Origin of the sequence: Xanthomonas sp. CFBP 8443 (genome assembly GCF_025666195.1) — a bacterium.
Taxonomy (GTDB): domain Bacteria; phylum Pseudomonadota; class Gammaproteobacteria; order Xanthomonadales; family Xanthomonadaceae; genus Xanthomonas_A.
This window is the reverse complement of sequence record NZ_CP102592.1, coordinates 1,385,340-1,399,914: the sequence shown is the minus strand read 5'-3', so window position 1 is coordinate 1,399,914 and position 14,575 is coordinate 1,385,340. Positions and strand designations below refer to the sequence as shown.

General features: G+C 71.7%; 17 protein-coding genes, 1 tRNA gene and 1 other RNA gene. 7 read left to right on the top strand and 12 right to left on the bottom strand.

Annotated elements, in window-relative coordinates:
* Window positions 1–24: 24 nt before the first annotated feature.
* Genes NUG20_RS06050 through NUG20_RS06035 form a run of 4 tightly spaced genes read left to right on the top strand, consistent with a single transcriptional unit; the run spans window position 25 to window position 4,409 of the window.
* Entirely contained in the window at window positions 25–978 is a 954-nt protein-coding gene (locus NUG20_RS06050; protein WP_263397488.1) for an AAA family ATPase, read from the top strand.
* A 5-nt stretch (window positions 979–983) separates the two neighbouring features.
* The gene (locus NUG20_RS06045; RefSeq protein WP_263397487.1) at window positions 984–1,940 is read left to right on the top strand and encodes a DUF58 domain-containing protein; all 957 of its coding nucleotides are present in this window, start codon (window positions 984–986) and stop codon (window positions 1,938–1,940) included.
* The gene (locus NUG20_RS06040; protein ID WP_263397486.1) at window positions 1,933–3,882 is read left to right on the top strand and encodes a transglutaminase TgpA family protein; all 1,950 of its coding nucleotides are present in this window, start codon (window positions 1,933–1,935) and stop codon (window positions 3,880–3,882) included. Before NUG20_RS06045 ends, NUG20_RS06040 begins: the two co-directional genes overlap by 8 nt.
* A complete protein-coding gene (locus tag NUG20_RS06035; protein ID WP_263397485.1) occupies window positions 3,879–4,409 on the top strand; it encodes a Slp family lipoprotein in 531 nt (176 codons plus the stop codon). Before NUG20_RS06040 ends, NUG20_RS06035 begins: the two co-directional genes overlap by 4 nt.
* Window positions 4,410–4,529: 120 nt before the next feature.
* Here NUG20_RS06035 and NUG20_RS06030 read toward each other — a convergent pair whose 3' ends face one another.
* The 5 genes from NUG20_RS06030 to dnaX all read right to left on the bottom strand — a co-directional run bounded on the left by NUG20_RS06030 (window position 4,530) and on the right by dnaX (window position 8,030).
* Window positions 4,530–4,877 (bottom strand): histidine triad nucleotide-binding protein, encoded by a 348-nt coding sequence (locus tag NUG20_RS06030; protein WP_263397484.1) that lies wholly within the window; start codon window positions 4,875–4,877, stop codon window positions 4,530–4,532.
* An 82-nt stretch (window positions 4,878–4,959) separates the two neighbouring features.
* The gene (recR, locus tag NUG20_RS06025; RefSeq protein WP_263397483.1) at window positions 4,960–5,574 is read right to left on the bottom strand and encodes a recombination mediator RecR; all 615 of its coding nucleotides are present in this window, start codon (window positions 5,572–5,574) and stop codon (window positions 4,960–4,962) included.
* Window positions 5,571–5,846 (bottom strand): hypothetical protein, encoded by a 276-nt coding sequence (locus NUG20_RS06020; RefSeq protein WP_263397482.1) that lies wholly within the window; start codon window positions 5,844–5,846, stop codon window positions 5,571–5,573. The genes recR and NUG20_RS06020 overlap by 4 nt, the downstream gene beginning before the upstream one ends.
* Before the next feature lies 1 nt (window position 5,847).
* The gene (locus tag NUG20_RS06015; protein ID WP_263110614.1) at window positions 5,848–6,168 is read right to left on the bottom strand and encodes a YbaB/EbfC family nucleoid-associated protein; all 321 of its coding nucleotides are present in this window, start codon (window positions 6,166–6,168) and stop codon (window positions 5,848–5,850) included.
* A gap of 5 nt (window positions 6,169–6,173) precedes the next feature.
* Window positions 6,174–8,030, bottom strand: coding sequence for a DNA polymerase III subunit gamma/tau (gene dnaX / locus NUG20_RS06010; protein ID WP_263397481.1), 1,857 nt, complete (start codon window positions 8,028–8,030; stop codon window positions 6,174–6,176).
* A gap of 238 nt (window positions 8,031–8,268) precedes the next feature.
* Between dnaX and NUG20_RS06005 the strand changes: the two genes are divergently transcribed.
* Together NUG20_RS06005 and ffs are read left to right on the top strand one after the other, a co-directional pair.
* Window positions 8,269–8,361: transfer RNA gene (locus NUG20_RS06005), tRNA-Ser, on the top strand.
* Window positions 8,362–8,461: 100 nt separating this feature from the next.
* Window positions 8,462–8,558, top strand: an RNA gene (ffs, locus tag NUG20_RS06000) — signal recognition particle sRNA small type.
* Between the two features lie 789 nt (window positions 8,559–9,347).
* On the opposite strand, the gene NUG20_RS05995 is transcribed toward ffs, so the two are convergent.
* Genes NUG20_RS05995 through NUG20_RS05965 form a run of 7 tightly spaced genes read right to left on the bottom strand, consistent with a single transcriptional unit; the run spans window position 9,348 to window position 13,502 of the window.
* Entirely contained in the window at window positions 9,348–9,776 is a 429-nt protein-coding gene (locus NUG20_RS05995; protein WP_263397480.1) for a molybdenum cofactor biosynthesis protein MoaE, read from the bottom strand.
* 3 nt (window positions 9,777–9,779) lie between these two features.
* Entirely contained in the window at window positions 9,780–10,025 is a 246-nt protein-coding gene (locus NUG20_RS05990) for a MoaD/ThiS family protein (protein WP_263397479.1), read from the bottom strand.
* Window positions 10,022–10,537, bottom strand: coding sequence for a cyclic pyranopterin monophosphate synthase MoaC (gene moaC / locus NUG20_RS05985; protein ID WP_263397478.1), 516 nt, complete (start codon window positions 10,535–10,537; stop codon window positions 10,022–10,024). The genes NUG20_RS05990 and moaC overlap by 4 nt, the downstream gene beginning before the upstream one ends.
* A gap of 31 nt (window positions 10,538–10,568) precedes the next feature.
* Window positions 10,569–10,946, bottom strand: a complete 378-nt coding sequence (locus NUG20_RS05980; RefSeq protein WP_263397477.1) for a nuclear transport factor 2 family protein — start codon at window positions 10,944–10,946, stop codon at window positions 10,569–10,571.
* A 5-nt stretch (window positions 10,947–10,951) separates the two neighbouring features.
* A complete protein-coding gene (gene moaA / locus NUG20_RS05975; protein WP_263397476.1) occupies window positions 10,952–11,992 on the bottom strand; it encodes a GTP 3',8-cyclase MoaA in 1,041 nt (346 codons plus the stop codon).
* Window positions 11,989–12,753, bottom strand: coding sequence for an MBL fold metallo-hydrolase (locus tag NUG20_RS05970; protein ID WP_263397475.1), 765 nt, complete (start codon window positions 12,751–12,753; stop codon window positions 11,989–11,991). Before NUG20_RS05970 ends, moaA begins: the two co-directional genes overlap by 4 nt.
* The gene (locus tag NUG20_RS05965) at window positions 12,753–13,502 is read right to left on the bottom strand and encodes a 3-deoxy-D-manno-octulosonic acid kinase (protein WP_263397474.1); all 750 of its coding nucleotides are present in this window, start codon (window positions 13,500–13,502) and stop codon (window positions 12,753–12,755) included. Before NUG20_RS05965 ends, NUG20_RS05970 begins: the two co-directional genes overlap by 1 nt.
* 20 nt (window positions 13,503–13,522) lie before the next feature.
* Between NUG20_RS05965 and NUG20_RS05960 the strand changes: the two genes are divergently transcribed.
* Window positions 13,523–14,572 (top strand): glycosyltransferase family 9 protein, encoded by a 1,050-nt coding sequence (locus NUG20_RS05960; protein WP_263397473.1) that lies wholly within the window; start codon window positions 13,523–13,525, stop codon window positions 14,570–14,572.
* Window positions 14,573–14,575: the final 3 nt, after the last annotated feature.

Genomic DNA, 14,575 nt, shown 5'->3' with positions numbered 1-14,575 from the left:
CCCTAAACCCGTTGCGAGAATGCGATGCCTACTCCGCCCCGCTTGCCGGAAATGCTAACCGATACGCTGCGCGAGGCGCTCGCGCAGGCCCAGCAGCAGGTCAACGCGCTGGTCCTGGGCAAGCCGCAACAGGTGCGCATGGCCTTTGTCGCGCTGCTGTCCGGGGGACATCTGCTGATCGAGGACCTGCCCGGGCTGGGCAAGACCACGCTGGCGCACGCGCTGGCCGCGAGCCTGGGCCTGAGCTTCCAACGCGTGCAGTTCACTTCCGACCTGCTGCCGGCCGACGTGCTCGGCGTGTCGGTGTACGACGCGCAGTCGCGCCAGTTCCAGTTCCATCCCGGCCCGGTGTTCGCCCACGTGCTGCTGGCCGACGAGATCAACCGCGCGCCACCGCGCACGCAGAGCGCGCTGCTGGAAGCGATGGCCGAACAGCAGGTGACGCTGGACGGCACCACCCACCCGCTGCCGGCGCCGTTCTTCGTCATCGCCACGCAGAACCCGGTGGACCTGTCGGGCACCTTCCCGCTGCCCGATTCGCAGCTGGACCGGTTCCTGCTGCGGCTGGCGCTGGGCTATCCCAGCGCCGAATCCGAACGCGCGCTGCTCAGCGGCAGCGACCGCCGCGACCTGATCGCCCAGGCGCAGCCGCAACTCAGCGACGCCGACATGGCCACGCTGCGGCACAGCGTGGAGCAGATCCACGCCAGCGACGCGCTGGTCGGCTACGTGCAGGCGCTGCTGGCGCGCAGCCGCCAGCACCCAGGCGTACGCGTGGGCCTGTCGCCGCGCGCCGGCATCGCGCTGCTGCGCGCGGCCAAGGCGCACGCGCTGCTGCTGGGCCGCGCGCATGCGCTGCCCGAGGACGTGCAGGCGCTGTTCGTGGCGGTGGCCGAGCACCGGCTGGTGGCCGAACAGGAATCGGCCTCCGGACAAGCGCTGGCCAAGGCGATCCTGCACAGCGTGGCGGTGGACTGAGGCCGATGCGGGCACGGCTGCGCGAGTGGCGGCAGGCGCTGGCACGGCTGGCGCGGCCGCGCGATCCCGAGACGCTGCCGGTGCGCCTGGACCGGCGCCGGATCTACATCCTGCCCACCCCATTCGGCGGCTTCCTGGCGCTGTTGCTCGGCGCGATGCTGCTCGGCGCGCTGAACTACAACAACAACCCCGCCCTGCTGCTGGCGATGCTGCTGGGCGCGGCCGCCATCGCCAGCGCGATCATGGCCCACCTGCAGTTGTCGGGGCTGCGCCTGGACGCGCTGTCGGCCGAGCCGGTGGCGGCCGGCACGCCGCTGCGGTTGCGCCTGGCGCTGGCCGCCGACGACGCTCGCCAGCGGCGCGGCCTGCGCGTGGCGCATGCCGGCCGCCACACCTACCTGGACCTGCACGGCGACGGCGGCAGCGAAGCCGACCTGGACCTGCCCACCGAACGCCGCGGCTGGCTCGACCTGCAGCGCATCCGCATTTCCACCACCCAGCCGCTGGGCCTGCTGCGCGCCTGGGCCTGGTTCTGGCCGGACACGCCGCTGCTGGTCTACCCGCAACCGGAAAGCGACGGGCCGCCGCTGCCCTGCGGCGACGGCACCCCGACCCAGACCCGCTTGCACGCGCTGGGCGAGGAACTGCACCAGTTGCGCCCGTACCGCGCCGGCGATGCGCCGCGCGCGATTTCCTGGAAGCACTCGGCGCGCCGCGACACCCTGCTGGTCCGCGAATACGAACGCCCGATCGGCGTGGACGTGGTGCTGGACTGGCGCACGCTGCCGGCGCTGCCCTACGAACGCCGCATCGCGCGACTGGCGCGTTGGGTCAACGAGGCCGAGCGCGACGGCCGCCGCTATCGCCTGCTGCTGCCGGGGCAGCCGCCGCTGGGCCCGGGCCGCGGGCCGCAGCACCGGCACCTGTGCCTGCGCGAACTGGCGTTGCTGCCGCATGGCTGAATCGCGCTCGCCCGCGCTGAGCGACAGCAGCCGGCACTGGGCGCTCGCGGCCGGCCTGCTGTCGCTGCTGCCGCTGCTGCTGCAGTTGCCCGACGCGCTGGCGCTGCTGTTCGCCGTGGCCGCGCTGCTGATCGGCGCCAGCTCGGCGTGGCGGCCGCTGCCGGCGGCGCTGCGCCTGCTGCTGGTGGCGGCGATGCTGGCGGCGATCTACTGGCAGGTCGGCATGCGCTTCGGCCGCGATACCGGCTGCGCGATGCTCGCGGCGATGCTGGCGATCAAGCCGTCGGAGCTGAAGACGCTGCGCGACGCGCGCAGCCTGCTCGGCTTCGCCCTGTTCGCGCCGTTCGCCGCGTTCCTGCTGGACCAGGGCCCGGCGACGATGCTGCTGGCGCTGGCCGCGGTGATCGCCGCGCTGCTGTGCATGCAGCGCCTGGCCGACCAGGAGGGCCACAGCGGCAGCCATCCGCTGCGCGGCCAGCTGCGCGGCGTCGGCCGCTTGCTGGCGCTCGGCCTGCCGCTGGCGCTGGCCGCGTTCTGGCTGTTCCCGCGGCTGGGCTCGCCGCTGTGGGGCGTGCCGGAACGCGCGCTGGCGCGGCCCGGCCTGTCGGACACGATGAGCCCGGGGCAGTGGCTGGACCTGATGGCCGACGACACCCCGGCGCTGCGCGTGCAGTTCTTCGGCCGCGTGCCGCCGCCGGCGCAGCGCTACTGGCGTGGGCCGGTGCTGTGGGATTTCGATGGCGGCACCTGGCGCGCGGCGCGCGGCAACGCGTTCCTGCCGGCGCCGGCGGTGCAGCCCGGCACCGCCGTCTGGGACTACGAGATCGAGGTCGAGCCGACCGACCGCCGCCAGCTGGTCGCACTGGACCTGCCGTTGCAGGCGCCGCAAGGCACCGCCGCCTCCGCCGATTACGTGCTCATCAGCGAGCGCCCGCTCAGCGCGCTGAGCCGCTGGCGCCTGCGCTCGGCGCCGCCGCTGCGCTTCGAGGCCGCACTGGCGCCGGCCCAGCGCCAGCGCGCGCTGGCGCTGCCGCCGGGCTACAACCCGCGCACCCTGGCCCTGGCCCGGCAATGGCGGCAACAGGCCGGCGCCGACGACGCGGCGATCGTGGCGCGCGGGCTGCAGTGGATCCGCCGCGACTTCGCCTATACCCTGGAGACGCCGCTGTCCGGCCGCGACGGCGTGGACGAATTCCTGTTCCAGCAGAAGGCCGGCTTCTGCCAGCACTTCAGCTCCGCCTTCGTGGTGCTGATGCGCGGCGCCGGCATCCCCGCACGGGTGGTCACCGGCTATGCCGGCGGCACCCGCAATCCGTTCGGCGACTACTGGGTGGTGCGGCGCATGGACGCCCACGCCTGGGCCGAGGTATGGCTGCCGCAGCGCGGCTGGGTGCGCGTGGACCCGACCGCCGCTGTCGCCCCGGAGCGCATCTACGACACCCTGGAGGACCGCCTCGGCAGCGGCGCCGGCGCGCAGGGCGGCGGCGCCGACTGGCAGCTGCGCGACGTCGGCGACTGGCTGCGCCGCGGCTGGAACGACCTGGTGCTGTCCTTCGACGCCAACCGCCAGCAGCGGCTGCTGAGCAACTTCGGCATCGCCAAGCTGGAGCCGGCGCAGCTGGTCGCGCTGTTCGCCGGCTTCGCCGCGCTGCTGCTGGGCTGGATGGCCTGGTTGCTGGCCCGCGGCGAACGCGAGCGCGACCCGCTGCTGCGCGCCTGGCGGCGGCTGGGCCGGCGCTACGCGCGGCTCGGCCTGGGCCGCGAGACGCACGAACCGGCGCTGCTGTGGGCGGCGCGTGTACACCAAGTGATGGAGGCAAACGCGTTGCTTTCGCTCAGCCAACGTTTCGCTGATTCGCGCTACGCTGGCGCTGATTCGGACAGGGCTTCATTGTTGCGCGACCTGCGCAGGCACCGTCCGCATACCGGAGCATCTCGATGAAGATCCGACTGCTGTTCCCCGTCATGGCCGTTCTCGCCCTGGGCGCCTGCGCGACCGCGCCCAAGCCGCTGCAAGGCCAGTTCGCCACCGTCACCCCGCGCGATTCGGTCACCGGCCAGCAGGTCGGCGCCGCGGTGCGCTGGGGCGGCAAGATCATCCAGACCAAGCCCGGCCAGGGCGCCACCTGCTTCCAGATGCTGGGACGGCCGTTGAGTGCCAGCGGCCGCCCGGACAGCGACTCGGCCGACGCCAGCGACGGCCGCTTCGTCGCCTGCCGCTCCGGCTTCTACGACCCGGCGGTGTTCGAGCCCGGCCGCGAGGTGACCTTCATCGGTCACGTCTCCGGCTACGAGAGCACCCGCATCGGCGAGTACGACTACCGCCTGCCGAAGATCGACGCCGACGTGGTCTACCTGTGGCCGGTGGTGCGCCAGGTCGAGGTGGTGCCCGCCTACCCGTACGGCCCGTGGGGTCCGTGGGATCCGTGGGGCCCGCGCTGGGGCTGGGGCGGCCGCGGCTGGTGGTAAGCCCGCTGCCGGCACGCGTTGTGCCATGATGGAGAAGAAAACGCCGCTGAAAAGCGGCGTTTTTCGTTTGGCCGGTGGCGCCGCGGCGAATCGCCCGCGACGGCGACTTAGGCACCGCGATCAGGGCGTGCCGAAACGGCCCAGCGGCGCCCCGGCCAGCAGGTGCAGGTGCAGGTGGAACACGGTCTGCCCGGCATGCTCGCGGCAGTTCATCACCACCCGGTAGCCGTCCTGCGCCAGGCCCTGTTCGCGCGCATAGGCGGCCGCGGCCAGCACCAGCCTGCCGACCAGCATGGCCTGCTCCGGCGCCAGGTCGTCGAGGGTGGGAATCTCCACCTGCTTGGGAATGAACAGCACGTGCACCGGCGCCTGCGGCGCGATGTCCTTGAAGCCGAGCACGGCATCGTCCTCGTAGACGATGCTGGCGGGAATTTCGCGACGGATGATCTTGCCGAAGATGGTATCCATGGGCCGATGCGGATAATGGAAAGGGGCAGCCGTTATAGCCGAATTCGGCAGCGCGCAGGCGCTGCCCGCGCAGCGCAGGCCGTCATTCGCCTGCGCCGCCCTGCGGCACCTCGTTGCGGCTGCCGAACGCATGCGACAGCGTGCCGCGGTCCACGTACTCCAGCTCCCCGCCCAGCGGCAGGCCCTGCGCCAGCCGGCTCGGGCGCACCCCGTGTCGGCGCGCCAGCTGCGCCAGGTAGTGCGCGGTGGCCTCGCCCTCGACGGTGGAATTGGTGGCGATGATCAGTTCGGCGATCTCGCCCTGCGCCAGGCGCGCGCCGAGACTGTCCAGGCCGAGCTCGCGCGGGCCGACGCCGTCCAGCGGCGACAGCCGGCCCTGCAGGATGAAGTACAGCCCGCGGTAGCCGGTGGCGTGCTCGATCGCCAGGCGGTCGGCCGGCGACTCCACCGCGCACAGCTGCTGGCGATCGCGGCTGGGGCTGGCGCAGATCGCACAGATCTCGGCCTCGGTGAAATCGCGGCAATGCGCGCAATGGCCGACCTTCTCCACCGCTTCGGCCAGCACGTGCGCCAACCGCTGCCCGCCCTCGCGCTCGCGTTCGAGCACGTGGTAGGCCATGCGCTGCGCCGACTTCTGGCCCACGCCCGGCAGGATCCTGAAAGCCTCGATCAGTTGGTCGAGCAGCGGCGAACTCATGCGTCCTGCGCGGTCTCGGGTTGCGCGCCGTCCAGGCCGTCGCGCAGCGTGCGCAACCGGTGCAGCGCCTGCGCGACCGCAGCGTCCATCTCTTCGCGCGACACCATCCCGAACCCGGGCATATAGCTCACGATGTGCTCCACTTCCTCGTGGTGCGCGCCCGGACGCTCCAGCAATGCCAGCGCCAGCGCGTCGAACGCCTCGCCGTAGCCGGTGCCGCGCCCGTAGCGCAGGTCGCTGAGCGGATGATCGCCTGGCTTGCCGTTGGGCATGTCAGAACGGCAGCTTCATGCCCGGCGGCAACTGCATGCCGGCGGTGGCCGACCCCATGCGCTGCTTGGACTCGGCATCGATCTTGTTGGAGGCGTCGTTGAAGGCGGCGGCGATCAGATCCTCGGCCATCTCCTGGTCGGAGAGGATGCTCGGATCGATCCGCACCTTGCGGCATTCCTTGGCGCCGGTCAGGGTCACGCTGACCATGCCGCCGCCGGCCGTGCCGGTGACTTCCAGCTGGGCCAGTTCTTCCTGCGCGCGCTGCAGGTTTTCCTGCATCTTCTGCGCCTGTTGCATCAATTGGGCGATGTTGCCACGCATGCGTTCTACTCTTCGTATGGGCGGATGGAATCGGGAACGACCCGCGCGCCTTGCTGCTGGATCAGCGCTTGCACCGCCGGGTCGCGCATGAACGCGGTCTCGGCCGCATTCTGGCGCTCGCCGCGTTGCCGGTGCGAGCGCTCGTGCAGGGTCTCGGCATCGACTTCGATGCCGCTTTCGATCACGATCTTCGGCCTGCTGCCCAGCGCATCGGCCAGCGCCGTGGCCAGTTCGCCGAGCGACCGTTCGGACTGCAGGTATTCGAAGCCCGCCGACAGCGACAGCCGCAGCACGCCCTCGGCATGGCTGACGAAGGCCGCGTTGGCCGCCAGCTGCCGCGACGGCCCGGTCAGGCCGCAATCGGCGACCAGCTCCAGCCAGTCCTCGGCCGCGTGCAGCACGCGCGGCGTCGCGCTTGCAGACGGCGGCGAGCGTGTGGCCGAGGCCAGCGGCGGCACCATCGCCATTTCCGGCTCGGCCACAGGCACAGGCGTCGGCGGCGCGGTGTTGGTCGCTGCCGGCGCGGCCGGCGCAGGTGCCGGTGCCGCGGTATCCCACGGCGGGTCCAGCACTGCGGCCGTCGCGAGCGGCGCAGGCGCAGGCGTCGGCCTGGCAGCGGCGGGTGTCGGCGCGGGCGCCATCATCGGTGCAGCGGGCGCCGCGACGGCCGGCGCAGCGACGCTTGCCGAAGCGGCGGCCGGTGCCGCGGCCACCGGCGCCGCAGGCGTACGGCCTTCCGTCGCCGTACCCGACCCGGATGCGGCCGGCAACGGCGCCGCGCCGGCCGGGCGGAACGCCAGCATGCGCAGCACCGCCATTTCGAATCCGGCGCGCGGGCTCGGCGCCAGGTACAGGTCGCGGCGCCCGTTCAGCGCCATCTGGTACCACAGCTGCACGATTTCCGGACGCAGCCGCTCGGCGAACGGCGCCGGATCGAGACCGTCCAGACCCGCCACCGCCGCGGCCGGCACCAGCTGCCGCACCTGGATCCGGTGCAGCGCCTCGGCCAGCGCCTCCAGCACCCCGCCCCAGTCCGGCGAGAATTCGGCCAGCGCAGCGACCACCTGCAGCAGCCCCTGCCCGTCGCCATCGGCCAGTGCCTCGAGCATCGCCCCGACCTGAGTGCGGTCGACCGTGCCCAGCATCGCCCGTACCACGTCGTCGCGCAGCGCGCCGCCGGCGTAGGCGATGGCCTGGTCGAGCAGCGACAGGCCGTCGCGCAGGCTGCCGTCGGCGGCCTTGGCCAGCTGCACGATCGCCGAGGCATCGACCTCGATCTGCTCGGCGGCCAGGATCCTGGTCATCTGCCCCTGGATCTGCTCCTCGTCCAGGCGCTTGAGGTTGAACTGCAGGCAGCGCGACAGCACCGTCACCGGCAGCTTCTGCGGGTCGGTGGTGGCGAGCAGGAACTTGACGTGCTCCGGCGGCTCCTCCAGCGTCTTCAGCAGCGCGTTGAACGCCGCCTTGGACAGCATGTGCACCTCGTCGATCAGGTACACCTTGAACTTGCCGCGCGAGGGCATGTACTGCGCGTTCTCGATCACCTCGCGCACGTCGTCCACGCCGGTATTGGACGCGGCGTCGATCTCCAGCAGGTCGATATAGCGGCCGGCATCGATGTCCAGGCACGCCGGGCACTGCCCGCACGGATCGGCGCTGGTGCCCTGCTCGCAGTTCAGCGACTTGGCGAAGATCCGCGCGATGGTGGTCTTGCCGACGCCGCGGGTGCCGGTGAACAGGAACGCGTGGTGCACGCGCCCGCTGTCCAGCGCATTGGTGAGCGCGCGGACCACGTGCTCCTGCCCCACCAGCTCGGCAAAACGCTTGGGGCGCCACTTGCGGGCGAGAACGAGATAGGACATCAGGCAACCGTCTTCATCTGAACCGCCATTGTGCCACGCCGCGCCAGTTCGATCGTTCAGCGGCGGCGCCCGGACCGGACCGTCGCCGCGAAGTCCGGACGACGACCGGCCGGCAGTCTCCCGCAATCGGGCCTGCGCCGCAGCACGCCCCCGCCTCCGCAAAGCGCCGTCCTTGTGAACGGCGCCCGCGACGGCTAGAATCCCGCCCCTGCCGTCGGCTAGTCGCGCCGGCAGGCCCGGAGAGGTGTCCGAGTGGTTGAAGGAGCACGCCTGGAAAGTGTGTAAGCGTCTAAACCGCGCTTCGGGGGTTCGAATCCCCCTCTCTCCGCCAGATTCGAATTGCGCTTCCCTCGCAGAATTGCTTCGCCGCTGGCGAAAGCGTTCAAAGGGAAAGACCGCGCCATTGGCGCGGTTTCGTCTCTATGGTGGCCCCGTCGGCCCCTCGCGACGCTAGGTCGAAAACTCCGCCAGGGCCGGAAGGCAGCAACGGTATCGATCGACGCGGGCGCCGAGGTCAGCCGGCGGGGTCGCCACCCTTTCCTGAAAACACATCCGCCAGGTAAATGCGGTCACTTCGACCGGATGGGTTCTGGCAAGCTGCGGCTGTGTCCCGCGCAGTGCCGCAAGCGTCGATCCTGGCCAGTCATTGGCACCGGCCGTGGCGACGGCGCAACCATCACCGCAACGGCAACATTCCCACAGCGCGTATCGATCGACGCGGGCGCCGAGGTCAGCCGGCGGGGTCGCCACCCTTTTCTGAAAACACATCCGCCAGGTAAAATGCGGTCACTTCGACCGGATGGTGCTGGCAAGCTGCGGCTGTGTCCCGCGCCATGCCGCAAGCGTCGATCCTGGCCAGTCATTGGCACCGGCCGTGGCGACGGCGCAACCATCACCGCAACGGCAACATTCCCACGGCGCGTATCGATCGACGCGGGCGCCGAGGTCAGCCGGCGGGGTCGCCACCTTTTCCTGAAAACACATCCGCCAGGTAAATGCGGTCACTTCGACCGGATGGGTTCTGGCAAGCTGCGGCTGTGTCCCGCGCAGTGCCGCAAGCGTCGATCCTGGCCAGTCGTTGGCACCGGCCGTGGCGACGGCGCAACCATCCCCGCAACGGCAGCATCCCACGGCGCGTATCGATCGACGCGGGCGCCGAGGTCAGCTGGCGGGGTCGCCACCCTAATCTTCGCAAAGCGCCGCATCGGCCGAGCCATGCACCCATGGCGCGGACGAGTCTTGGCCGGTCGTCACGTCACGTCATTGACGACACAAATCGTGCGCCCCTGTAGACGGCCCCTGTATCCGGGGCCGGCCCTACGCCTCCGGATGCAACCAGCCGGCGTCGCCCTCGCGGTAGCGCTCGTGCTTCCAGATCGGCACCCTCGCCTTGACCTCGTCGATGACGTAGCGGCACGCGTCGAACGCCGCGCCGCGGTGCGCGGCGACCACGCCGACCCACACCGCCAGGTCGCCGATCGCCAGATCGCCGACGCGGTGCACGCAGCGCAGGTCGAGGATGTCGAAGCGGGCCAGCGCTTCGTCGGTGATGCGCCAGCCTTCGGCCTCGGCCAGCGCCGCGTAGGCTTCGTAGCGCAGGCCGTCGACCGCGCGGCCGTCGTTGTGGTCGCGCACCCAGCCCTCGAAACTGGCATAGGCGCCGGCCTGCGCGTGCGCCAGCGGCGCGCGCAACGCGGCGATGTCCAGGGCGCTGTCGGCAAGATGGAACCGCTGCGGCGTGGACATCGTTCAGCCTCCCGAGACCGGCGGAATGAACACCACTTCGCTGCCGTCGCGCGGCGCCTCGTCCCAACTCACGAAGGCGCCGTCCACGGCCACGCGCAGGCGTTGCGGCGGCCAGCGCAGGCCGTGCCGCGCGTCGAGTTCGGCGTACAGCGCGCGCAGGTCGGCGGCCGCGGTGCGCACCTGCTCGCGTTCGCTGCCGGCCGCCTCGCGCAGGCTGGCGAAATACAGCACGGTCACCTGCACGCTCATGCCGCGCTCCCGACGTCGCGCTTGCCGCCGCGTTTGCCGAGCAGCCGCACCGGGCCGATGGTCATCGCGTGGGTCAGCGCCTTGCACATGTCGTAGACGGTCAGCGCGGCGATGCTGGCGCCGGTCAGCGCCTCCATCTCCACGCCGGTGCGGTGCACGGTGCGCACCGTGCATTCGATGCGCAGCACCTGCGGCGAGGCCCAGTCGATCGCGAAGCGGCAGCCGTCGATCGGCAACGGGTGGCAAAACGGGATCAGTTCGTGGGTGCGCTTGACCGCCATGGTGCCGGCGATCACCGCGGTGTCGACGATGCCGCCCTTGGCGCTGCGCAGCGCGTCGGCGCGCAATTGCGCGGCCACCGCGGCGGGAAAGCGCACCCGCGACTCGGCCACCGCGACGCGCGCGGTGACTGCCTTGGCCGAGACGTCGACCATCGTTGGCAGACCTTGCGGGTCCAGATGGGTCAGCGTCCTGCTCGCCGCGACGGCGTATTTGGCCTGTTCTTCGCTCATAGGCTGCGCTGCCGCTCCCACGGCACCATGCTCAGACATTGCCGGACATCGGCGTGCCCTGGTGGAACAGCATGCGCCATTCGCCGTCGCGGCAGCGCCACAGCGAACTGCGCAGCGCATGCCGTACCGGCACGCCGTCGCCTTCGTGGCGCTCGCTGCGGTAGCGCACTTGCGCCAGGTCCGGCGCCAGCCAGCATGCCTGCAAGTCGAACGCGCGATAGCGGACCGCGCCGGCCTCGGCCGGCAATGCCTGCAGCAGCGCCGGCTTGTCGATGCAGCACCCGGACGCGCCGAACTCGACGAACGCCTCGTCGAGCAGCGCCGATACCCGCGCGACCGAAGCGCGCGTCGCCGGCTCCAGCAATTCCAGCTCCAGCGCGAACAAGCGGTCGTTCAGCGATTCGTCCATGCCGCTCATCCGCCGATCAGGAACATCTCGACGTGCTTGCCGCGCGCCGCGCGCGCGTCGCCGCGCAGTTCGCTGTAGCGGTCGCCGCGCTGGCCCCACAACGCCCGCATGCGCGTGGCCAGCGCGTCCTCGCCGCCGCCCAGCGCCGGCTTCAGGTCGGTGCCGGCGGCGGCGAACAGGCAGGTGTAGAGCTGGCCGTCGGCCGACACGCGCGCGCGATGGCAATCGCCGCAGAATGGCGCGCTGACCGAGCTGACGAAACCGATCTCGCCGCCGCCGTCGACGAAGGCATGGCGCGCGGCGACTTCGCCGGCATAGTGCGGATCCAGCGCGCGCAGCGGCCAGCGCGCGGCGATGCGCTCGCGCAGTTCGGCCGACGGCACCACGCGTTCGCGGCGCCACGCGTTGCAGGTGCCCACGTCCATGTACTCGATGAAGCGCAGCACGTGGCCGCTGCCGCGGAAGTGCGCCAGCAGCGGCAGCACCTGGTCGTCGTTGATGCCGCGCTGGACCACGCAATTGATCTTGACCGGCCCCAGGCCGGCCGCCACCGCCGCCTCGATGCCGGCCAGCACCTGCGCCACCTCGCCGCGGCCGCCGGACATATGCCGGAAGGTCGCCGCGTCGATCGCGTCCAGGCTCACCGTGACCCTGCGCAATCCGGCCTCGCGCAAGGCCTGCGCGTGCCGTGCCAGCAGCGAGCCGTTGGTGGTCATGGCCAAGTCGTCCAGGCCCGGGATGCGCGCCAGCCGCCGCACCAGCTCGGGCAGGTCGCGGCGCAGCAGCGGCTCGCCGCCGGTCAGGCGCAGCTTGCTGACGCCGTTGCGCACGAACGCGCGCACCAGGGTCTCGAGCTGCTCGAAGGACAGCCGCGAGGCCGCGTCGAAGCCGTAGTCGTCGGGCACCTTGTCGGCCGGCATGCAGTAGCCGCAGCGGAAGTTGCAGGCCTCGATCACCGACAGGCGCAGGTCGCGCAGCGGCCGTCCCAGCCGATCCAGCGGCGTGGCCGGCAGCGGCGGCAGCGGCGGGCGCAGCAGCGCGTTCATGGCGCCGGCACCTGCGGCACCTGCGGCGCGCGCGGCGCGTCCAGGGCCACGCACTCGCCCGGCCGCGCGACGCGGTGGCCGCGCGCGCGCAAGGCCTCGGCATCCTCGGCGCTGGCGTAGTGGTACAGCATCATGCGTTGCCGCAGCTCGGCGGGATATTCCCGTTCCAGGTCGTCCACGCCAGTATGCGACGGATTGCCGTGAAGGCCGCAGTCGTGCGCGACCAGTTCGCCGTCGTTGGCGTAACGGCTCAGCATTTCCGGGATCGGCCGGGTATCGCCGCTCCACACCAGCGCGCCCGGCAGGCGCAGCCCGTAGGCGGTTTCCGGCCAGTGGTGGCGCACCGGGAACACTTCCAGCCGCACCCCCTCGTGCCAGAATGCCTCGCCCACCGGAACCAGCTGGAACGCGTCCCAGAAGTTGGCGCCGCCCTCGGCCAGCGCGTTCGGGTAGTCGCCGACCCGCTTGTGCAGCAGCGGCACCACCGGCGCCGGCACGTACAGCCGCACCTTGCCGCGCCGTGCCGAGAAATACGCGTCCACGAACAGCCGCTCGAACCCGGCCACGTGGTCCAGGTGCACATGGGTCACGAACAGCGCCTGCGGCATCGCCCGGTAGTGCGCCTGGTAGGCGCTCAGGCCCTCGCCGCCGCAGTCGATGCTCAGCCACGGCGCACCGTCGTGCTCGATCGTGGCCATCGGCGAGCCCAGTTCCACCGCCGACGCGTTGCCGACGCCCTGGAAGCGCAGCGCCCAGGCCATCAGTAGCCCCGGTCCCAGGCCAGGTCGTAGGCGCGGCGCAGGCGCGCGTAGTCCTTGTCGACCTCGTCGACGCTGCGCTCGCCGCGCAGCTTCAGCAGCGAGCGGTGCAGGCGCTTGAGGTTGCGCTCGCGCCAGCGCGTGGCCGGAATGCGCAGCACGCCGCGGTCGAAATCGATCATCCAGCCGCGGCCGTTGCCGTCGAACAGGATGTTGTGCGCGTTGAGGTCGGCGTGATCCAGCCCGGCGCGGTGGAAGCGCGCGATCAGCCGCCCCGCCTCCTCCCACGGCGCGCCGCGGCCGGCGACGTGGGCGCGATCGGCCAGCGAGCGCACGCCCTCCAGCCGCTCCATCAGGATCGCCGCGCGGTAGCGCAGCCCCTGGCGCAGGTAGCAGGCCGCCAGCGGCACCGGCACCGGCAGCTTGCGTGCGATCAGCGCGCGCATCAGCCGGAACTCGGCGAAGCTGCGGGTGCGGTCGGCGCCGGACCAGAAGTAGCGATCGCGGCTGAGCTTGGCGACCAGGCCGCCGCGCCGGTACTGGCGCAGCACGCTGGCGCCGAACGGGGCATCGACGAACCAGGCGCCGCCGCGGCCGCCCTCGTCCACCGGCCGCGCGCGCTCGGCCCAGTGCGCGGCGGAGAACAGCGCCGGCTCGGCTTGCCGCAGTCGCTGGCGGTCGAACAGAATGGCGCCATAGCCGCGTCCCTCGCGGTACGGCGTCAGCGCTTCGGTGGCGTCGAATGCAACCATTCAGCGAGTCTAACAACACCATGGCAGCAACGCTCCCTTCGCTGTGCCTGTTGCGCCTGTCGGCGCTGGGGGACGTGACCCACGTGGTGCCGCTGGTGCGCACCCTGCAGCGCGCCTGGCCCGCCGCGCCGCCGCTGCACTGGATCATCGACAAGGCCGGGCACAAGCTGCTCGATGGCCTGCCCGGGGTGGTGTTCCATCCCTACGACAAGCGCAGCGGCGTGGCCGGCATGCGCGCGCTGCGCCGCGAACTGCCGCCGCAGCGCTTCGATGCGCTGCTGCAGATGCAGGTGGCGCTGCGCGCCAACGTGCTGTCCGCGTTCGTCCGCGCACGCCGCCGCATCGGCTACGACCGCAGCCGCTCCAAGGACCTGCACGGCCTGTTCGTCAACGAACGCATCCCCGACCGCCCCGGCATCCACGTGCTCGACGCGATCGGCAGCTTCTGCGAACCGCTGGGCCTGCGCCAGACCGAGGTGCGCTGGGACCTGCCGATCCCGGACGACGCGCACGCCTGGGCGCAGGCGCAATGGCCCGACGACGGCCGCCCGGCGCTGCTGATCTCGCCCTGCTCCAGCCACGTGCGCCGCAACTGGTACGCCGACCGCTACGCCGCGGTCGCCGACCACGCCGCCGCGCAGGGCTGGCGGGTGGTGCTGTGCGGCGGGCGCAGCGAGCTGGAACGCAGCACCGCCGACGCCATCGCCGCCGCCGCCCGCGCACCGCTGCTGGACCTGGTCGGCCGCGACACGCTCAAGCAGCTGCCGGCGCTGCTGCAGCGCGCCGCACTGGTGATGACCCCCGACTCGGGCCCGATGCACATCGCCAACGCCGTGGGCAGCAAGGTGCTGGGCCTGCACGCGGCCAGCAATCCGCGCCGCAGCGGCCCGTACTCGGACATCCGCTACTGCGTGGACAAGTACGACGCGGCGGCGCGCAAGTTCCTCGGCAAGCCGGCCGAGCAACTGAAATGGGGCAGCAAGATCGAGTTCGACGAAGTGATGGCGCTGATCGGCGTGGACGACGCGATCGCCGCGTTCGAGCGCTATCGCACCGACCAGGGCATGTAGGCT